The organism is Burkholderia sp. AU28863, assembly GCF_002223195.1.
GTDB classification, from domain to species: Bacteria; Pseudomonadota; Gammaproteobacteria; order Burkholderiales; family Burkholderiaceae; genus Burkholderia; species Burkholderia sola.
In genome coordinates this window covers 1,254,840-1,275,193 of record NZ_NKFE01000003.1, presented here as the reverse complement: position 1 = coordinate 1,275,193, position 20,354 = coordinate 1,254,840, and the positions used below count along the sequence as shown (strand labels likewise).

At 53.7% G+C, this 20,354-nt stretch carries 14 protein-coding genes, 4 pseudogenes and 1 riboswitch; of the genes and pseudogenes, 1 reads left to right on the top strand and 17 read right to left on the bottom strand.

All coding sequences use genetic code 11. From position 1 onward, the window contains the following. Positions 1–67: 67 nt before the first annotated feature. A pseudogene (locus CFB81_RS08255) lies at positions 68–304 on the top strand (integrase core domain-containing protein); the annotation flags it as partial. 145 nt (positions 305–449) lie between these two features. Here CFB81_RS08255 and CFB81_RS08250 read toward each other — a convergent pair. The 17 genes and pseudogenes from CFB81_RS08250 to CFB81_RS08180 all read right to left on the bottom strand — a co-directional run bounded on the left by CFB81_RS08250 (position 450) and on the right by CFB81_RS08180 (position 19,924). Continuing rightward, positions 450–1,883: a TolC family protein gene (locus tag CFB81_RS08250; protein ID WP_089435030.1), complete on the bottom strand. Its 1,434-nt coding sequence runs from the start codon at positions 1,881–1,883 to the stop codon at positions 450–452. Positions 1,884–1,920: 37 nt separating this feature from the next. Beyond that, positions 1,921–4,059, bottom strand: coding sequence for a peptidase domain-containing ABC transporter (locus CFB81_RS08245; RefSeq protein ID WP_089435029.1), 2,139 nt, complete (start codon positions 4,057–4,059; stop codon positions 1,921–1,923). Positions 4,060–4,073: 14 nt separating this feature from the next. Continuing rightward, complete coding sequence (locus CFB81_RS08240) at positions 4,074–5,336, bottom strand: HlyD family secretion protein (protein ID WP_256976005.1); 1,263 nt, start codon at positions 5,334–5,336, stop codon at positions 4,074–4,076. A gap of 395 nt (positions 5,337–5,731) precedes the next feature. Further along, a complete protein-coding gene (locus CFB81_RS36860) occupies positions 5,732–6,226 on the bottom strand; it encodes a toxin-activating lysine-acyltransferase (protein ID WP_373452645.1) in 495 nt (164 codons plus the stop codon). Continuing rightward, positions 6,213–7,952, bottom strand: coding sequence for a hypothetical protein (locus CFB81_RS35330; protein WP_143328572.1), 1,740 nt, complete (start codon positions 7,950–7,952; stop codon positions 6,213–6,215). The genes CFB81_RS36860 and CFB81_RS35330 overlap by 14 nt, the downstream gene beginning before the upstream one ends. 88 nt (positions 7,953–8,040) lie before the next feature. Further along, complete coding sequence (locus tag CFB81_RS08230; protein WP_089435026.1) at positions 8,041–9,120, bottom strand: methyltransferase; 1,080 nt, start codon at positions 9,118–9,120, stop codon at positions 8,041–8,043. Beyond that, entirely contained in the window at positions 9,120–10,139 is a 1,020-nt protein-coding gene (locus CFB81_RS08225; RefSeq protein WP_089435025.1) for a radical SAM protein, read from the bottom strand. Before CFB81_RS08225 ends, CFB81_RS08230 begins: the two co-directional genes overlap by 1 nt. Positions 10,140–10,411: 272 nt before the next feature. After that, entirely contained in the window at positions 10,412–11,125 is a 714-nt protein-coding gene (locus CFB81_RS35325; protein ID WP_143328571.1) for a hypothetical protein, read from the bottom strand. 9 nt (positions 11,126–11,134) lie between these two features. Next, positions 11,135–11,461 carry an SdpI family protein gene (locus CFB81_RS08220; protein WP_089435024.1) on the bottom strand — a complete coding sequence of 109 codons (327 nt, stop codon included), beginning with the start codon at positions 11,459–11,461 and terminating at the stop codon, positions 11,135–11,137. A 394-nt stretch (positions 11,462–11,855) separates the two neighbouring features. Beyond that, positions 11,856–12,728 (bottom strand): annotated as a pseudogene (locus tag CFB81_RS08215) (transposase). A gap of 263 nt (positions 12,729–12,991) precedes the next feature. Beyond that, entirely contained in the window at positions 12,992–14,851 is a 1,860-nt protein-coding gene (locus tag CFB81_RS08210) for a S9 family peptidase (RefSeq protein ID WP_089435023.1), read from the bottom strand. A gap of 151 nt (positions 14,852–15,002) precedes the next feature. Then, complete coding sequence (locus tag CFB81_RS08205; protein WP_373452643.1) at positions 15,003–15,845, bottom strand: IS5 family transposase; 843 nt, start codon at positions 15,843–15,845, stop codon at positions 15,003–15,005. Positions 15,846–16,112: 267 nt separating this feature from the next. Beyond that, a pseudogene (locus CFB81_RS08200) lies at positions 16,113–16,931 on the bottom strand (IS5 family transposase). A 145-nt stretch (positions 16,932–17,076) separates the two neighbouring features. Then, positions 17,077–17,920, bottom strand: a pseudogene (locus tag CFB81_RS08195) (IS630 family transposase); the annotation flags it as partial. Positions 17,921–17,967: 47 nt separating this feature from the next. Then, entirely contained in the window at positions 17,968–18,177 is a 210-nt protein-coding gene (locus CFB81_RS08190) for a RidA family protein (protein WP_256976004.1), read from the bottom strand. 63 nt (positions 18,178–18,240) lie between these two features. Next, positions 18,241–19,503 carry a precorrin-6y C5,15-methyltransferase (decarboxylating) subunit CbiE gene (gene cbiE / locus CFB81_RS08185; RefSeq protein ID WP_089435021.1) on the bottom strand — a complete coding sequence of 421 codons (1,263 nt, stop codon included), beginning with the start codon at positions 19,501–19,503 and terminating at the stop codon, positions 18,241–18,243. 124 nt (positions 19,504–19,627) lie between these two features. Then, positions 19,628–19,924, bottom strand: coding sequence for a hypothetical protein (locus tag CFB81_RS08180; protein ID WP_089435020.1), 297 nt, complete (start codon positions 19,922–19,924; stop codon positions 19,628–19,630). A gap of 142 nt (positions 19,925–20,066) precedes the next feature. After that, positions 20,067–20,258, top strand: a riboswitch (cobalamin riboswitch). Positions 20,259–20,354: the final 96 nt, after the last annotated feature.

Below are 20,354 nucleotides of genomic sequence, written 5' to 3'. Positions count from 1 at the left end.
CCCCATCACTATTGCTGTACGCTAGGCCCGTCGCGATGCACGGTGTAGCCCCACGACTGCAATTGCTCGCGCCAAGTCGCCGCAAACCAACGGGATCGTCGAACAGCTGCACAAGACCATGCTCAACGAGTTCTATCGCATCGTCTTCCGCAAGAAGATCTACGACTCGATCGCCACCCTGCAGACAGACCTTGATGCGTGGCTCGACCAGTACAACAATGAACGAGAGCATCAGGGGCGTTGGTGTTACGGCAAAACGCCGGTGCGCACTTTCCTCGATTCACTCGAACTCATCCCCCATTGATGGGTCGTTCTTTGTAGGCCCGACTACTTGTCAGATCGAGTCTCGGCTAATACAGATCACGCGACTGCGGAAATGATGGCTTGCCGTCCGACTCAGTTTCGAATTCCGACGCCCAACGGCAGCCATGTAATTTTTGCATGTCCGACTACTCACTTTCACGCCAAACTCCGAGCTTGCCAAGGCTTTCCGCGAGCTTTAAGCGCGCGGTGTACCACGCAGACACGGCAAGCGCTCGTCGCTTCCACGCGTCAGCGAGTGCAGCCTGCACGGTCAGAAGATCGGTGAATGTACCGACCCCAGCCCGATAGCGCCCGCGCGCAATCTCTAGTGAGTCCTGCGCGTCTGAGAGCAGTTCGTCCGAATTATCTAAGTTTGCGGTGTCAGCCTGCAGGTTTTGGTAATTCTTCCACACGTCAAACGACACTTTTAGTTCGGTATCACGGACAACTGCCTCCTGTGCGTCGACTTGTGCCTGAGCCTGCTCGATTCGATAACCGGATGAAAAGCCCTCAAACAGCGGAATTGTTACTTGCACGCCGATAGTGCTCCCACGGCTACGAATAACCGGAATCGACTCAGGTTGCTGCTGATAGGATGGATTGTTCTGCGTGAGACTGCCGAACAGAGAAATCGTCGGACGACTCTGTGCACGGACCGCGTCGACGTCTGCACGAGCCGCGTCGAGCTTTGCGCGAGCAGCAACTAGCTTTGGCTGCCGCTGTTTTGCTTCGTCAATCAGTTGATCAATACTGGCATCAAAGCCTGCCGGAACTTTTGTCTCGCGGGTTTGGACTGCAATCCGAATCGGAACATTTGCATCGAGACCCATTGCGACGGCGAGGGCTCCGGTTGCGACGCGCACATCACCTTCAGCGCTGTTCCGTTCGAGCACCGCACGGCGATAACTAGTGCGCGCCTGCAATTTGTCAGCAAGGGTACCAGCGCCGGCATCGTGCTTCGCACTCGCCTCCACTAGGCTCTCGCGAACAATCGACTCGGTGCGCTGCGCAGCGTCCAGCAACGCCTGCGCGTCACGGAGAGCATAAAACGCCTGTGCCGCGTTGAAGAACACTGTCTGCAGCGTATTATCCTGTGCCGCATTCGCGGCAATAAGCAGCGAACGCGCCTCCCGCCTGGCCGCGTCGCGTTTCCCGAAATCGAACAGCACCCAACTCAGGTCCAGCACCCCATACTTGCTTGACGCATGCTGCGATTGCTCGATTGCGCCCAGAGATGTTCCGTATGTGGTGGACAGCGCATCGCGCTCGAGGCCTATCTTCGCTGTAAGAGTCGGCCAGTATGCGGCGTCAGCAACGCCGAGCGCTGCGGTCTGCGCACGGGCGTACGCCCAAGACTCACGCGCCTGCGGGTTCGAGCAGATTGCACTCATGATCACGTCGTCGAATTCGAGCGGACGGTTGTCCGGGATATCACGGCACGACGCATCTTTAAGAAGAGGTGCGGCGGGTGTCGCAGCCACAAGTGTCCGCACGCGGTACGGATCGAACCCTTGTGCACGGGCGACGGACACACCAGCCAACAACAGCACGAATCCGCACTTGGCGAATCGCTTACTCATAGAATTACAGCTCCTGTGCCATCGAAGACTCAACGCGTCAAGCCAATCCGACAGACGCCGCAACGTCTTCAAGCATAACCTTACCGTTATGCAAGACGATTACGCGAGAAGCCGAAGCGATCGTTTGCGGGCGGTGCGCGACGATCAGCCGAGTCATTTGCAGTGCCTCTACCGCAGCGTTGACCTCCTGCTCACGCTGCAGATCTAGATGGCTCGTTGCCTCGTCAAGTACAAGAATTCGTGGACGCTTATACAGCGCACGGGCAAGCAATACGCGCTGCTTCTGACCACCCGAAAGCACGGTGCCCATGTCTCCCACCAGGGTGTTGTAGCCCATGGGCATGGCAACAATATCCGTATGCACAGCCGCGAGTTGCGCACATTCGGCAATCCACTGTGCATCGGCGTCTGAATCGAAGAAGCTAATATTGTCGGCGATCGAGCCGGCGAACAGCACGTCGTCCTGCATCACAGTACCAATGAACTCGCGCAATCGATCGAGCCCGAGTTGTTCAACATTGAGTCCGCCAATCTGGATTGTGCCGCCAGTTGGCTCGAGCACTCCAAGCAAGACATTCACAAGTGTCGATTTTCCACAACCGGAGGCGCCAACGAGCGCGACAGACTCGCCCGGCGCGATCGTGAAAGATACTTCGTCGAGTACCGCTGGCTCCCCCGTGGCGTAGCGGAAACTGACTTTATCAAATTTGATACTGGCCTCGAGAGCGCTCAACTCGCCTGGAACATTGCGCTGGCTGGCGTCGATTTCTGGCTTTGCAAACACGATGTCGGCCAGCCGCTCACCGTGAAGTTGCAGCATTTTAACCTCAACATACTTGTCAATTAGGCTACTAACTCGGCTATCGAACTGCATCTTGTAAGCGTTGAAGGCCATTAGTATACCTACGGTAAACTGGCCATTCATCACCATCCGCGCACCAAGCCAGATCGTCAGCAGATTTTCGATTCCGAACAGTAACCCGTTCAATTGCTGGTGCAGAATTTGCAGCTTCTGCACGTGAAGACCGGCATTCACTTGTTCGACGAGAAGGGTAAGCCAGGTTGACCGACGTTCGGTCTGTCGGTTAAATAGCTTGACTGTCTTCACGCCTCGCACCGTCTCCAGAAAGTGGGTCTGCTGCTTCGCAGCGTGCACTATCTGTTCTTGTGTCGCGCGCCGCAGTGGCCGATACCACAACCAACGGCTTAACGTATAGAGGGCCATGGCACCGACAGCTACGAAGCCAAGTACACGGCTATAGACGAACATCATCCCAAGCGTGACCAGCGTCATTAGCCCATCGATCATCGCACTCAGAAATGAAGTCGTGAGCGCATGTTGAATTGTGTCAATCGAACCAAAACGAGAGACTATGTCTCCGAGGCTGCGCCGTTCGAAATACCGCGTGGGCAGGCTAAGCAGATGCGTGAACATGTTTGCCCGCCACTGAATGTTCAATGTGGCACCGAGGTACATAAGAGCCCAAGCACGGGCTGCGCTAGTCGCCTGCTGCATCAGCAGGAGCAAACCGAAACCGATGGCGAGCACAGTAAGCAGATCGCGATCGGCACTAACAACCACCTCGTCGATTACCCATTGCAGAAACAGCGGTGCAACAAGCGTGAAAATCTCGAGCGCAATGGCGAGTACAAGTATCTGTCCAATCGAGCGGGTCAATCCTGACACCGGACCAAGTAGCTGGCGCAGCTTGATCGGTGGAGGTGCCGCTTGGGGTTTGAATGAGGCCGTCGGCCACAGTTCGAGCGCAGCACCGGTGAACGCGTGGGATACCTCTGCAAGCGACAACTTACGAATCCCCAGCGCTGGATCATGGAGCACTGCATTCTTTCCGTTCACCTCCTTCAATACCACAAAGTGATTGAAGTTCCAGTGGAGCACGCACGGCAGGCGTAATTGGGACAGCTGAGTCATGTCCAGCTTTAAGGCGCGGACGCCGAGATCGAGTCCTTGCGCGACTTCCATCAACCTTCGCAGCCCCGTTCCCTTAAGCGACACTGGATAACGGCCACGTAATGTCGCGAGATCGAGATAATGACCGTGATGGCAAGCGACCATCGCGAGGCACGCGATCCCGCATTCAGGTGCTTCGGTTTGCAGGATCATCGGTAGCTTGCTGCTTCCGATGCCTAGCGAGAGACGGTCGAGAATAGACATGAATTGATGGTTAATCAAAGTTTACCAGTGACGCTATAAAGCGGCTCTAACACCCATTCGTATAATTTTCGGCGCTCCTGAAGAATGTCAGCTTGCAGCGCCATGCCAGCCTGCAGCGGCTCCGACATGCCGTGTACGGTGACAGTCTGCGCATCGAGCGCTACGGTTGCGCGATAGTAAGTAACATGGCCGTTCGGATCGGTGGCCAAATCGCCGCCATTTTGGAGATCCGCGGCCGATAGAGCCGTACGCGAAATCGACGTGATGCGGCCGTGGTACTGGCCGAACTTTTGAAACGGATACGCCTGGTAGCGCATCTGCACGCGGTCGCCGATATGCACGAAGCCTATCGCTCCGTTCGGCACGAACAGGTAAGCCTGCCAGTGAGAGCCGTCTGGAACGATGCTTGCGACCGGATGGGCAGTGTCGACGGTCTGTCCCGGCTCGGCGATCACCGTGGCTGCGATACCGCTCTCGGCTGCTGTGACGACGAACTCCCGCCGCGCCTCACTTTCGATCAGCGTCTGGTCTACCTCCATAACGTTGCGGTCAATTTGTCCGACCTGATTCTGCTGCTTGAGCGCGAGGCCACCGAGGGCATTTGTGGTCTCCTTAAGTATCTGCGATAAATTCGAGCGGTCGCGCTGCAGCCCCTGCAATTTCGACCGCTGATCAAGCAGGTCGGCCTGTCGTTGCTGAAACTGATCCGTCGAGATGTAATCTTGCTCCAACAGGCGCTTGTAGCGCATGACGGCATCAGTGGCGAGCGCCACGCGTTCTCGCTGGCTCGCAAGCTGGTCGTCGAGACCTGCAAGCTCAGCGCGCTGGCTTCCGAGCTTAGCCTGTAGAGTGTCACGCTCGTCTTGCTGTAGCAGACGCGTCTTGTCGATTTCTCGTAGCAACGATTGCTTGCGACGACGGGCCTCATCGATCAATGCAACTTGTGTATGCCCCTGTGCAGCGCTTTGGAGGTCGAGAGAAACCGTATACAGCACCATCCCGCGGGTCACGTGCTGGCCCTCCACTACCGCCTTGCGCAAGACGACGCCTGACTGGGGCGCATACACCTTGACGACGCCAGAGTCGGGTACAACAATACCACTGACCGTCGTGCGTCGAGCGTAACTGCCGAATATAAACAGTAATATAACCGCGATCGCCATGCATGCCGCCCCGGACGACAGCAATGTAAATGTCATCGGCCGCACCAGAAGAATTTCACCGAGCGCCGATGTACGTTGGCTTTCTTGAGCTTCTACGCGAAATTTTGTACGCACCACGATCCTTAAAGCACTCTAGACTGGCAAAACATTATCCGCACCGAAGACGCGTCGCACCTTACAATAAAACGCTAATTAAACTCGATTTTTTCATAAATCCTCGCTTTGAAATCGAAGAGGTTCGTCGATTCAAGATATCGAACCTGCAGACCTTTTCACCGTCGGAGTTCTCCACACATCAAAATACTTGACGTTCCTCGGAAAATTTACGACTATAAAAATCAAGCAGCTCCAATGAACCAGATTCGGTCAACATACACACACCCATTATCCAGACGCAGCCCCCTCGCTCCATTCGGTCCAATGAGGCACATAATCAGAAAATAGCCCCACCCACATAATCATCTAGCCATCGACGCATCATCAAATCCTAATCATGATCATTTAAGGCATTAACTCAAGGCAACTTTTCTCATAAAATTCTCTCTCGATATCGACGAGATGCGCCCATCCGACGCATCAAGTCTATATACCATGCCTATATTTTCACCTTCACCAGCCCAAAATACAAACCGTTCTTTTTCAAATTTTTTGCAACAGAAGTTAATGAACTCCCACGATGTCGAATCATTCAACAAGCATGCATCCATTATCCAAACATACTCCCCCTCACTCCACTCAGACCAATGAGGGACATAATCCGAAAACAAAATCCTCCCAATAACGGCGTCACTCAGATACGCCCACGCGACATACCCAGATGGCACTCCGCCGTGAAAGATAATTTCCACCTGATCGTGCGCAACGGCATTTTCCGTCCAACATCGCAACATTGAGATTGTTCGTGACGAAAAATTAGGATCTCGCGCCAAAATATTTACAATACACCCTAAGCGCGTGTACTTCAGTCGATCCGATTCTTGCCAAAATTCATTAAAATCCACCATCACCGGCACCGAATACAAATAATGCATCGAATTTTTTGTAGAAATCGATCATCGCAGATCCAAGTCGATTGGTATTAAAATACCCCAAAGCCGATGCGCGAGGAATCTCTTCGGACACGCCCGCAAATAACACCATAAAATGATCGTTCATCATGTTATAGCTTACCTTCAATACGCCGTCATTCCAACATGTAACAACATTCCCATAGTCAAATCCGAGAAAAAATCTTCCCGCAATTGCCACCCCATCACCATACATCTCTATTTCGCGAACAAGAGCGTTAGCATCTCGTGAATTATTATTAATAATATTTAAAATATCACCAGACATCTTGGTGTATGATAGCTCATTCTTTTCCGCAGAAAATCTTACCGAATTTAACGCAATCCCAATTTTCAATTGATTTTCCGGAATTCCATTTTCCAATGCAATATTCCGAACCAATTTTCTCACTTTCAGCCGTCGCGCATGATACTCCACTGCCTCGTCATCGCTCAAATTTAACGTAGAAGGCGGAGAATTCGAGGCTGGAAAAAAACTTAGCTCTAGAAGACTGCGTTCGGCATCCCAATTCCTCGAATGCTTCTGTCGTTCTCGCTTTGACCAATTCGACTTCAAAATCGACTGCAACTCCTTAGCCCACTGTTGAACCTCATCGTCCCGGATAATAGTCTTTGCAATCAACGGCGGAATGCCAGCGGTACAAAGAAAATATTCGCAAGAAGCCTCCGTAAGATAGCAAGTAAATTTCGCAACAATTTCGCTTGCCCATGTTTGATAAATTAAATCCGACAATCGTGCGAATTTTACGTAATGGAAAGCTAGTGACGTCAATATCTCCATCACGATAGATTCTTGGTCCCAGAACCGGGACCAAGAACTAACCGTCATAGGATTCGACGCGCAATCTCGCGTATGCAATAGCGTCGATGATGTAAGATCGAGCCAGCGACCATCCAAAGAAACATTAGACGACGAAATACTATGGTACAAGAAATGCGATCTAGCAAAAGCCAGCTGACATGCTAATCGACGTGCAAGCTCGCACAACCCATCAAGCACGATGTTCTCCGGCCGCACTCGCGACTCAAATGTACATCTAAGGATTTCGGGTAGCTTTTGACACATTGCAGCTACCCGATGAACATCTCGAGATCGATCAGCCACAGATTCGTGTGGTCTTTTTTTGAAATATGCCGCTCGCTCAAAATGAGCCGGGCGAACATATGTTTCTCGTATCAACAGCCCTCGATCTATCGGCGTATCAAAGACACAATTCGGTCTTTGAGACATATTTATTGCAACGACAGCAAGACATTCCACTACACCGAATGGCAACTTATCTTGTAGAATCTGACTCCAAATCATCTCATACAAAGCGAGCGGAAGCGTCAAAATTCCGTCTCTTTGCCCTGTCGCCTCTGTGTAGCCAACCAACGGATTCGGGCCGATACCTTTGACATGGTAACGTTCGCCGTCGTAGCCACATCGAGCCCCTCCACCATGAGGCCCCATCCCAATCCCACCATAGCGCTCGGCATAGAAAACTTTTTTTCGCGACATCTCGTCTGGTGAAGCATCAGATATCGCGTAAGAATACTGGTCTAACAAATCGGATTCCGAAATCGGAAGACCGGCTGCACGATAGACGATGTGCCCTTCGCCTCTCCGAGCGACGGGGAACGGCACCAAACATGGCGATAGAATATCTGCAACGGTTGCCATAAATTGAAGGATCGCGATGAGAAGACAAATTTCAAATTATTGATACATCACCACCACTCGTTTTGTGACAAACTATTCAAATACGAATTCAGACATACCACAAAGCACCGGAGTTCGCGGCACCGTTATACAAATCTATGATCTTGACATCCCCAACGCCATGACGGACGCACATGTAGTGCGTGACAAGAGCGTTCATTTCATATTTTTGCAACATATCCACGTATAAATCGGAAATCCTTGGCGCCGCATTCTCATTTAAGGCTGCCGCGGTGGATACAAGCCCCTTGAAATATTCCGATTCCCGCCCTAATTCTTTCTGAGCAATAACGAACAGTTCGCAATCCATTCGCTCGCATTTTGCCCAGCCCTTGAGACGATCAACAATAATTGGCTCAACACCATCACTCAGCGTCGTCCCAATAATTTGAGCAAAACCATTGTTACTCAAAAATTGCGGCAGCTTTTCGAGGACACGCCACGAAACTGCCCAACCGTCTACACCTCCGTGACCAACGAACGGGTATGCCTCGTCACCGGGAAAAGGGAGCAGTGGCGGATTACAGATTATGTGATCGTAGACATTTTGCCGAGGCAACGCGTCATATAGATCTCCAACCCGAATCTCCCAGTTATCGATACCGTTAATATCTCGATTCAACTCCGCGATGGCCGCAGCGTACGGGTTAATTTCAACAGATGTGACCTTTCCTGCAATCGCAGATGATATGAGGGACTGAACTCCTGGGCCAGAGCACAAATCCAAGGTCTGACCATTTCTCATCGGCCGCAAACGGGTAACCAATCCAAAGGAATCATCCCCGTAATAAATTTTCGGATTAACATTGGGCGTTTCGAAGAAAAGCCAGTATCCCATTACCATATAAAGAGATAGCGAATTGGACCGCAGAAATTCGCCTTCGCAAATCAACACACCACACTTAATAAGCGGTGTTAGCGCATCCATCTCCTCAAGCCCAAACTCCGACACAGCCACGGAGGACCCAATTAAAAGCAATCTATAGAATCGACGCAACCGCAAGTCGGTTATGCTTTTCTCCATACTACGCCAAACCTCGAGTCGAGGTGCCCCCGGGAAAAAAGACGCACAAAGATCCGCATAGCCGATTTTAGCCAGAAAAGTTGTTAATTCGCTCATATTGAACATCACAGAATCGGTGAAATTTCAGAGAGATATTTCTTCGCTATCTCCCTAGCCCGGGGATTGTGAACGATACCTTCACATATTTCACAAACCGAAGAATACCTATCCTTAAATATCTTTTCATCCCCCGCATATGATTTAATAAAATTCATCAGAAAATAGGGCCCATATTTTCTGATTACTTTAATTACAAGACTTTCATTGGCCTTCTTTAGCAGATCCCCAACCCGAAATTCCCGAACGTCACCAAAATCGAGAAATTCATTCCCGTGCGCTTCAGTTCCACAGCATGCAACCAGATGACCGCCCGCTGATAGCGCAGCACTCCTCACCGCCCATGGGCAAGGCAAATTCAGTACTTTTTCCTCCGGAAAAATAATCGCGCCGTCGGGAAGATCGGATCCGCGCCCCAGCCGTTGCAGTCTCGAATTTGAAAGCAAATAGCGCGTTCCGTCTTCCGAGGGCGCCACCGTAGCATTTTGGCCACCCTCGCCATCCCAAAACGCAGGCAAGTCCTCCGCCAACTGCGCTCGAATAAAATCGCTCGTGATGTGTGATTTCGGCCCGTAACAATTTGCGATAACTACGCTATCGAATCCCTTATTTTTACTGGCTCGCCAAGCATTGACGATACAGCTAAAATCAATATCAGGCTGATGAAAATCGTCTACGCTATAATTTATTTCCGCCAGCCCTGCCTCGCGGAAAGAAGTCACCATTCGTTCGGCAAGCTTCTCTGTTATCGCCCAAGACGCATTGGTGACAAGCCTGGTATTTAATCCCTTGTCAGCACAAAAAGCAATAGCGTCCAGCAAATCCGATCTCAGCAGAGTTGGCTCTCCTCCTGCAAATATAACCGTATCTAATCGATTATTCTTTTCAATTAGACCCTCTATCGTCTCCGATATGACTTCAAGCGAGAGCTTTCCGGTTCGTTGCGGCGACGAATTCATCGAACAATGCCCGCACGTTGCAGTGCATTGATTGGTTGTTAATATTGTAAATTGGCTCACCTCAATCATCTCATCTCTCCGCCGAGCATATGAACCCCTTTTTATAAACCAGATGGCCACCTAATAATTCAAGGCAAAGCGCATTGAAACTTAGTGAGAGTTATTAGTCCCCACCTCTTTTAAATCCACGCCAAACCTACCGGCCGAACAGATCGAAATACTCACATAAACATGTTATGCGCACTCAAAAAAATCGCCAACCATCAAATGCAATTCAATTACTCGACTGCGATTCACACTAGCAGCGCGAATCGCCGTCCATACAAACCGAACTCGCGACTTCAATGCAGTAAATCAGCCTTAACCAAATGCCATTTTCCCTCGACCCTATCCACGATGATTTGAATTTTCAAATTCTTGTACTCTGCAAGAACTGTGGACTGACGACCGAGACCCGAATCAAGCGAATGATATTTCCAGACCAAGTGTTTGAGCAATGCTGATCTACGATAGACATTCAACCCTCGCTCACTCAGCACACTTATCAATTCCGGACTAAACACATCGCGGTCGATACAAATTTGCTTGGCACTCGCCACTTCATCATTCACATAAGCCGAGCCAAATCCCATTGTATTGACGTTCGAAATAGCATTTGCATTAGAGATAGCATTAACCTGTGCAGTCACATTTGCATTAACAACAACGACTGCATTTGCAGTGGTAATGGCATTGACCAATGCGACTGCCGTCACCCCGATCCCGCCATGGACATCATCAATCCAATCGTCCCCACCTCCACTCGTGCACAGCACCTTATTTATATCTGGCGCGCTCATCATCGAGCTTATAATTACCTGCCTTGCGGGAGCAGATATATTCTCGAGATAGCTCGACAGCAACGTCCCATCCTCGCCTTTGAATACTGGAAAGTCCAATGAATTTTTCCGAATTGTCGAAACCGGGTCCCTCCAGAAATCCGAAAGAATCTCGGGATTTTCAGAAAGAAAATTCTTAAGCTTTATTGAATTTTGGTAAAAATCGATTTGCTTCATAACACCCTCTTATTTAAAATAGTAGTTGCTATATAACAAACTAACGATCACCGGAATGAAAAGTTGAATCATAAACAATCCAATACCAACAAGATCGGACCCCCCTTTTCGCCAGCTACCAACGGCAAAATTCACGGCAAAAAAAGCGGCACCGCAAAACACCATGCACACCCCATACAGTCTATTCGTTTTATACCAATTATTAACGTTACTGAGCGTCGCATGCGTCCTCACGCCGTAATATTCATTCGGCGGAATTTTATAGAAAATAAGCGGAATCGCGACAGCAATCAATATCAAGCTGGAAATTGTGAGAAATATATATGTTTTCTTCATTTTCGCCCATCCTCATCAGTTACAACAGACCAGCAGTAGAAATACAATCGCCCGAAACACGATCGTATCATGACCCTCTTCCGCCATATTTAATCTCGCAATTATCAGAATTTTCTATGCCCTCCCGAGATCTGGATAACCGATCCATCATCACTATAAAAAACAGAATCTCAAACCAATACTGTCCTTGCAACATTTAACCCAACCAAATGTTCTTCCAATACCGAGGTGGTAAGTTCGTTAGCGCTCGGCACATTTACACATGAGATTGCTATAATTTAGCATGAACATGGTACGTTGTAGAGACATTCTTCATAGTAATATTTTTGAAAGAAAACGCTCGGCGTACGTTCACATCAGCCGCCAATCTGCCCCCCCTGATGCCGGAATTGGATCATTCTGGTCGAGAGCGATCTGAAGAATATTGAAGTTGAAATTCACGGGATGCGTGACTGCGCGGGCTCCATCGAGACGAAATTGGTGTGCGTAGAACCCAGTGGGGCCTACTCTCGTTGTATTCGACCCGCCATCGTTCGATCTGCTCCCTGGCGTCGGTCAGCGATGTGAACCAGTGCACATTCAGGCTGACCCTGAATCCGTAGGCGTCTCCCGTCGAACAGTGCATCCGCAACGAAATCTATGCTCCAGATTTCGTTGATCGCGGTCACGATATGCTTGGGCTGTCGCAGCCGAGCCGATTTGTTACGTCGTGGCCGCTTATGCCTCAGTGAAAGGCCCTCCGCCCGATACAGCCTGTAGACGCGCTTGCAGTTATCTCGCCAGCCTTCCCGTCGCAGGACCACGTGAACGCGCCGATACCCATAGTGCACGCGCGTGGCGGTGATCTCCTTGATACGCATGAGCAGCGCCGACGAATCACGCGCAACCGACTGATACCGATACAGCGAACGAGACATGCCAAACAACGCGCAAGTCTTCGTCAGGCTGGTTCGATAGCGATCACGCAATTCATCGATCAACATGCGCCGACGGGCAGGCTTCAGAGCTTTTTTGCGAGTACGTCCTGCAGCATGGCCTTGTCCAGGCTCAGGTCCGCCACGAGCCGCTTCAACTTCGTGTTTTCCTCTTCGAGCTGGCGCAAGCGGCGCAACTCAGAAGGCCCCAGCCCTCCGAATTTCTTCTTCTAGTTGTAGAAAGTCGCCTCGCTTATTCCGAGTTTGCGGCAGATCTCCTCGACCTTCGTACCCAGCTCGGCTTGCTTCAGGGCAAATGCGATCTGCTCTTCCGTAAACTTGCTCGTCTTCATGGCATGGCCTTCGTGTCCGCGTGGACACATCATGCCGAATTTCTCTACTTTTGAACCGGACTATTTCTCGGGTCAGGGTCACCTCCTACCCTCAATCTCCGGAGATGAACTTCGAGTTACGCGTACTGCATTGCTCAACGCGGAAAAGCTTGGCGGCCGTCACGCATGTGCGTCTCTAATCATCAACAAGACGGGCTGCAACGGCCGCTCAGTTCCCACTTCTAGATCGGTGGGAAATTGGGAATTTACCAATCTCATACCACTCAACTTACCCCGAGATGGTCGTCCAGAAACCTCACCATTACCTCGTAGAATTCGATTCGATTCTCTTCGTTCACAAATCCGTGCCCCTCGTTTTCCTTGAGCAGATATTGGACATCGATGCCACGCTCGCGTAATGCGTTGACAATCTGATCGCTCTCAGCTTGTTTCACTCGGGGATCGTTAGCACCTTGCGCGACTAAAAGCGGAGTAATGATTCGATCTGCCGAAAAGATCGGAGATGCATCTTGAAGTGCCCGCTTTCCCTCTTCAGTATTCGGATTTCCTATCATCTCATACATCATTTCGAGGCCAGGTCTCCAGTAAGGCGGCACCGATTCGAGCAATGTGAGGAGATTAGAAACTCCGACGTAGTCAACCGCCGCGGCATACCGACTAGGTGTAAACGCGACACCGGCTAATGCTGCGTAGCCTCCATAGCTGATACCATAGATACCAATGCGATTTGGATCAACGAGCCCTTCACCAATCAGCCAGTCGATGCCATCGTCAATATCATATTGCATCGCCCGCCCCCATTGGCCGAAACTCGCCTCCCAAAATGCACGGCCGTATCCGGTCGAGCCGCGAAAATTGACCTGCAATACTGCAAAACCGCGGTTGGCGAGCAGCTGGACTTCCGCGTTATAGCCCCAATGATTGCGAGCCCAAGGCCCACCATGTGGATATACAACAAGAGGTAGTTTGGTAGTTTCGCCACTCCCTGATTCAAAACCAACCGGTAGTGTTAGATACCCATGGATTTTTAGACCATCGCGTGACACGTACGAGATTGGCTGCATCGGAGCCATGTCATCCGGGTCAAGCCATGGCATAAAATCTGCTATCGGGGTCAATCGGCAGGTTCCAAGATGATAGGCAAATATGGCGCCCGGAAAGCGATCACTCGTCGCCTGAACGATCGCTAGTGTTTCGTCGCGAGTAAAATCAACTAAACTGATCGTTGTGCCGGGCAATTGTTTTTCTAGGTCTGCATAAAGTTGCTCCGTCTTAGCCTCTAGGTGATGCCGTCGGATATAGTCATCTGCATACCAGATAGTGGTGAGAACTCTGCGCCGTCGCGAGTACGACATTCCGCTAATGTCGACTTCATCATGCTCGAACAACAACTCACCTTCACACCCTGTCTTAGGATCGAATTCGAAAAGCGCGATTCGATCCCGTCCGCGATTCGAAAGCACATAAAGACGTTGATTATCGAACGTAAAAAAAAGGGGTGCAAGCGTTTCCCGAAAGTTTGTCGTAGCGACCGGTCGAAACGGGTCAGTCTCATCGTCACGGTAGAGTAATATCTTATTCACGCCATCTGACGCTATCGCAACACGCAGCTTGAACGTATGATCCGTCATCCATCCGACAATATTACCAGGATTTTGAGCTACTAATGAGGACTCGCCTGTCACAACATCGATCCGAAATACATCAAATAACTGCGGATTCCTCTTATTGTGACATATCAACAAATGGCGATCATCATCCATTAACTCGTCAACGATTGACGCGCGCACACCATTATAGGGGGTCAAATCTACTGGTTCGCCGCCATCAATAGGCACCGAAAGCAAATGATAGTTTTCGTCACCACCAAAGTCTTTCACATAGAGAATACGGTCGTTTCCTTTCCAACAGTGACCGAGAACATCACGGGAAGTTTCTTTCGTAAGCGCTAACGAATTACCTATCGCATGCCCTTCCGCATCGATCTTCTGCACGAAAACGTTAAGACGTCCGGCATGAGTGGATAGAAACGATAGATAACGGCCATCCGGCGATAATTTAAATCCAGCCTTTTCTGGATAACGAAAAAAATCACGAACTTCGTATAATTTGGATCGTTTCATGTTTCGCTGACTCAGTTATGACGACTTGACCCGGATTACTCGAACAGTGAATCTAAAACAAGCATTTCTAGAGGGATTTTTCAAGAAAACCCGGTTAACCTTCGAATCTTTCACGCAGTTCTCGGGCTGGGGCCGCGAGCCCAATTCAGTGTTATTCGCGATCACCAAGTTTGCTAGACCAATAAGCTGAACAACTGCGCCGTTTTTCGTGATCAAACCCTTGTGTACCGCACCTTGCGATGACGAAACAGGTTCTTGAACACATGAAAGAGGGATGCTCGGCTCGTGCCCGCGTCTGCGCCTTGGTTCGTTTGAGCTCGCCCAGGAGATTCTTCCGCGGACCTTCCGTCATCGCTTTGATCTTTCCGCGCTTGGACGCGACTTGCCACTTCACGGCTTTGCCTTTCATCTCGTCGCGCTTGTCTACGCCAACGTAACCCGCATCGCCAAATGCATCTTGTGCATGGCCGTGTAACAGTGCGTGGTCCTGCGATACGTCAGCGGCACTCACTGCCGTGCCGACCAGACTATGTATCAGTCCAGACTCAGCGTCGACGCAGATATACGCCTTCACGCCGAAGTGCCACTCGTTACCTTTTTTGGTCTGGTGCATCTCCAGACCGCGGCTCTTTTCCGTATTCTTGGTCGACGGAGGCGCCGCGATAATCGTCGAGTCTTCCAACGAGCCTTCTCTCGTAATCAGGCCACGCTCACACAACGAGATATCGATCTCGTCGAACAGCTTGCGTGTCAGCTCGTGCTCCACCGGCCAGTGACGGAAACTCAACAGCGCCGTTGTATCCGGCACGTTTTCGACCACCATATTGATGCCAGCGAATGCCCGCATGTCGATGCGACCGTAAAGTGCATCTCCGTGGCCTTCATCGGACAGGCCATACCACTGCTGCAGGAAATAGATGCCCAGCATACGTTCGAGTCCAAACGGCGGACGGCCGCGTGCGCCCGTCGGGTAAAACGTAGCCAGCTCCGCCACCAGACTTGGGTCATGGAACCACGCTTTCCATTTCTGTCAGAAAGCATTGACGACGTGTCATGCGCTTCTTGCCAGCGCCTTCCGCTTCAGCGGGGCTCATCAGCCGTTGCATCAACTTGCTCCTTACCCGAGGCTTCGTTTTACAATGGTTCCGACGATACCGGCGGCGCCGGCCGAGCCAGCCGATTAAATCAGCGGCTCCTTAAGAACGTCGCTCTGGCGACAGCCGATCTGTGCCAAATCCACGAGGATTTTTTAGAGGCCTGTTCAAAAATCCTGCTCAACCCGCCTGACGATATTCCAACAGACGAGCGAGCAGCCGAGTTTGAGGAACGCTTCGTGAATGTCCGCGCGACGATCGAAGCGAATGCCTAGACGACGGAAATAGTGGAACCAAGAGTGAGTACGTTCGACGACCCACCGATACGCGCCGAGTCCGCTGCCGTGTTCGATTCGACGCTGTGCGATCACGGGCCTGATGCCGCGTTCGCACAGCGCGCGCCGGTGCCGCTTGGAGTCGTAGCCCCGATCGGCATAGACGACGCCGAGTTTCTGAAGCGCTCGGCCACGCACGCCTCGAATCGACGGAATCGAGTCGATACGCGGCAGCAGTTGCGTTACGTCGTTGGCGTTTGCGCCGATCAGGATTGCGACGACGGGAATTCCGTTGGAGTCTACGAGGATGTGATTCTTGGAGTCCGGATGTGCGCGATCCGTGGGGTTCGGGCCAGTTTTTCGCCCGCCCCAACCGCACGTACCGACGATGAATCGACCGCAGCGTATGAAAGGTCGAACTGGCCCGTCGCACGCAGCTTGTCGCGCAACAATTCGTGCAGCCGATCCCACGCGCCAGTCTTTTGCCAGTCGTCTAGTCGACGCCGGCAAGTCACGCCCGAGCCGAATCCCAGCCGGGTCGGCAAGTGGTTCCAACGGATGCCTGTCCTGAGCACGAACAGGATGCCGTTGAGCGCCACGCGATCCAGCACACGCGGACGCCCCGGATCGCTCTTCGCGCGAGGTTTCACGACAGGCAGCAAGGGTTCGATCAGTTTTCACAGCTCGTCGTCAAATGATCGGCGCTTCCATCCTTGGACTCCCGTTGTTCCGGTGCCCAAGGTTAACAAATTGCCGAAGAAGTAAACAGCCCCCTCTCAGGGAATTTGAACTGGCCTCTAAGAAGTGGAGCCTGCATTATCACATGGAGCGCCTTGTGTCCTGTTCCACTGATTCGCTAACAAAGTCTGTGCAGCTTTTCAAGGTTGGAATCGGCTGAAGCAGACCAAACGAACGGTTTGCAGTTTTCGTTGTAGTGGGGAACGAATTGATCGAAACGGTTGATCAGTTGTTTGACCGATCTGAACGAGCCTCTGCGGATCGCTTTGCCAGTAATCAGCTCAAAGAAGCGCTCGCCCCTTTAAGCCACGAACTGTAGGAGGGAATGAATTGTATGTGTTAGCGGGGGCGGGCTGCCAGCCACGCCTTGACCTTCGGATGCTTGTGACTGACGCGATTGTCCACGATGCAGCGCACTTCGAGATCAGCCGGGACAGCCTTGTCGATTTCGCGCAGGAACGACTGGAATTCCTAATGTCGACGGCGCCGTTTGCAGATGGCAACCACCGCGCCGTTGAGCACGTTCAGTGTGGCAAACAGCGCAGTGGTTCCATGACGCAAAAAATCGTGCGTGGCGCCTTCGACAGTGCCGAAACCCATCGGCAGCCTGAGTTGCGTACGCTCGAGCGCCTGACACTGGCTCTTCTCGTCCACGCACAAGACCAGGGCGTTCTCCGGTGGACTCAGGTACAGGACGACCAGATCGCGCAATTTCTCGATGAAGGATTGGTCGGTCAAGAGCTTGAGGCTTTCGGTGCGATGCAGTTGCAGCCTCAACAGCTTGAAATACCGGTGCAAACTCGTCGGCGAGATGGCAGTTTCGGCTGCAATTGTGCGTACGCTTCAGTGCGTGGAGCCATCCGGGGGTTTGGTATGCAGGGTCTTGTGAATCAGCTGAGCCAGTTGCTCGTCGTCGATCGTGTGCAGCTTGCCGGAGCGTATTCGTCATAGAGCCTGTTGACGTTCGCATGCCACGCGAACATAGATCAGTTGACAACGGAACGGGACACTAGTCCAGAATCGCTACGATAGCATCAACCTCGACCAGAATCTCAGGAAGGGACAATGCAGCAACTCTAATCAGCGCGCTCGCTGGTGGGCTATCCGGGTTGACGTAACGGTCGCGAACAGCGCGAATCGTCGGCAACATCGAGGGTGCGTAATCGCGCACGTAGATCGTGACGCGCACCACCTGTTCGAATCCTCCCCCAGAGCGCACGTATATGCTCAGCGATTAGAGCCGAAGCGCAGCGGCGCGGACTGTTCGGGGGGGCGTCGCGCATCACGTGTCCGTTGCGTTCGCCGGATTCGACGAGCCAGTCGTGTCGGTCGCGTCTGCCGTGTCGGGCTTGTACACGTCGTACAGCGTGACCGGCAGCGGCTGCCGCCACGTGTCGAAGCGGCCGAGCGGTTCGGCATGCGCGAACGACACGCGCGTGAGCGTGCCGCCATGCGCGTCGCGCCACGCGGCGAGCGCGATCTCGCCCTGCAGCGTGACCGCGTTCGCGACCAGCCGTCCGCCGGGTTTCAGCGACGCCCAGCACGCGTCGAGCACGCCGGGCGCGGTCGCGCCGCCGCCGATGAAGATCGCGTCGGGCGCGGCGAGCCCCTTGAGCGCATCGGGCGCACGGCCCGCGACGAGCTGCAGGCCCGGCACGCCGAGCGTATCGCGGTTGTGTTCGATGAAGCGCTGCCGTTCCGCATGCGCTTCGATCGCGATCGCCAGGCATGACGGATGCGCGCGCATCCATTCGATGCCGATCGAGCCGCTGCCGGCGCCGACGTCCCACAGCAGTTCGCCGGCCGCAGGCGCGAGGCGCCCGAGCGTCATCGCGCGCAGGTCGCGCTTGGTGAGCTGGCCGTCGTGGTGGTACGCGTCGTCGGGCAGGCCGGGCGTGAGCGCGCGGCGCGGCGCGTCGGGGCCGGCCTGGCAGTCGAGCGCCACCAGATTGAGCGCGGCCGTTTCGTCGACGCGCCAGTCCTGCGCGAGGCCGTCGAGACGCCGCTCGAGCGGGCCGCCCAGATGCTCGAACACGCTGATGCGGGTCGGCCCGAAGCCGCGTGCGACGAGTTCGGCCGCGACGGCGGCCGGCGTCCGGCCGTCAGCGCTCAGCACGAACAGCCGGCGGCCCGACAGCAGGTGACGCGCGAGCATCGCGAGCGGACGGCCGACGAGCGAGACCGCGCCGACATCCTGCAGCGGCCAGCCGAGGCGTGCGGCCGCCAGCGACAGCGACGACAGCGCGGGCAGCACGCGCCATTCGTCCGGGGACAGCGTGCGCGCGAGCGTGGCGCCGACGCCGAACAGCATCGGGTCGCCGCTGGCGAGCACGCAGACGGGCGACGTGCGCCGCGCGAGCACGCCCGCGAGGTCGAACGGCGACGGCCACGCTTCGCGCGTGGCCGGCAGCCGTGCGGGCAGCATGTCGAGATGCCGCTTCGCGCCGACGACGAGCGTCGCGTCGAGTAGCGCGCGGCGCGCGCGGCGGCCGAGCCCCGCGTAACCGTCGTCGCCGATCCCCACTACCGTCAGCCACGCCGTCATGCACCCTTCCCCATCGTTCGATTCCATTCCGTGTGTTGCGATGCGCGGCTGCCGGGCAGACGCGCGTCGATTCGTTTCCCTGCCGTGCGCGTCGCCCGCCCGCTGGTGCGATACGGCCACGACGTCAGCCGAGCGGCACGCCGACGACGAACGTCAGCAAGGCCGGAACCATGCCGCCGACCGACGCGATCAGCAGCCAGCCGAGCAGCAGCCACATGAGCGGCCGCCGCCCGCTTTTCCGGTACAGGAACGTTCCACCCGCCACGATCGGCACGCCGAGGCCGGCGAGCCCGACATTCTTCGGCCACTCGGCCGACGGTGCAAGCGGGATCAGTATGCACGCGAGCAGCATCCATGCGGGGACGGCCAGTAGGCCAAGTGCGACGCCCATGCCGAACAGTTCCGTCCTGCCGAGTTTCATGGCGGATCACGGCGGTCGCCGATCTGATGTCGAGCCGCCAATGCTACCATTTGCGAGACGGCGCAAAACCGTCTGCGGCCATGCTGCGACGCGGTTGCGCGACGCACCGCCGATGCCGGATCGTCGCAAAAATCGGGTATCCTACGGCCGTTCGTTCGCCGGTGCCCTTCGGGGCCGAAGAGGGAACACAGGGCGCACCGCGCGCCGCTGTGGCTGCCCCCGCAACTGTAGACAGCGAGCCGATCTCCCCCTCATGCCACTGGTTTCACCGGGAAGGCCGGGAGGCGGCGCCGACCTGTCAGCCAGGAGACCTGCCGGCCAGAAAGTGCGTGCGTGCCAGTCGGCGTCGGGCGGGGTGTACCGATGCGTTGGCCGCGGCGCCACACTGCCCGGTATCCCGTTGAGTTCCGCTCCCGATTCGATTCCTGCG

Bases quoted from the DNA above. Each gene is read 5' to 3' on its own strand.
- CFB81_RS08250 (WP_089435030.1), bottom strand. From the start codon at position 1,883: ATGAGTAAGCGATTCGCCAAGTGCGGATTCGTGCTGTTGTTGGCTGGT.
- CFB81_RS08245 (WP_089435029.1), bottom strand. From the start codon at position 4,059: ATGTCTATTCTCGACCGTCTCTCGCTAGGCATCGGAAGCAGCAAGCTA.
- CFB81_RS36860 (WP_373452645.1), bottom strand. From the start codon at position 6,226: ATGGTGGATTTTAATGAATTTTGGCAAGAATCGGATCGACTGAAGTAC.
- CFB81_RS35330 (WP_143328572.1), bottom strand. From the start codon at position 7,952: ATGGCAACCGTTGCAGATATTCTATCGCCATGTTTGGTGCCGTTCCCC.
- CFB81_RS08230 (WP_089435026.1), bottom strand. From the start codon at position 9,120: ATGTTCAATATGAGCGAATTAACAACTTTTCTGGCTAAAATCGGCTAT.
- CFB81_RS08225 (WP_089435025.1), bottom strand. From the start codon at position 10,139: ATGATTGAGGTGAGCCAATTTACAATATTAACAACCAATCAATGCACT.
- CFB81_RS35325 (WP_143328571.1), bottom strand. From the start codon at position 11,125: ATGAAGCAAATCGATTTTTACCAAAATTCAATAAAGCTTAAGAATTTT.
- CFB81_RS08220 (WP_089435024.1), bottom strand. From the start codon at position 11,461: ATGAAGAAAACATATATATTTCTCACAATTTCCAGCTTGATATTGATT.
- CFB81_RS08210 (WP_089435023.1), bottom strand. From the start codon at position 14,851: ATGAAACGATCCAAATTATACGAAGTTCGTGATTTTTTTCGTTATCCA.
- cbiE (WP_089435021.1), bottom strand. From the start codon at position 19,503: ATGACGGCGTGGCTGACGGTAGTGGGGATCGGCGACGACGGTTACGCG.
- CFB81_RS08180 (WP_089435020.1), bottom strand. From the start codon at position 19,924: ATGAAACTCGGCAGGACGGAACTGTTCGGCATGGGCGTCGCACTTGGC.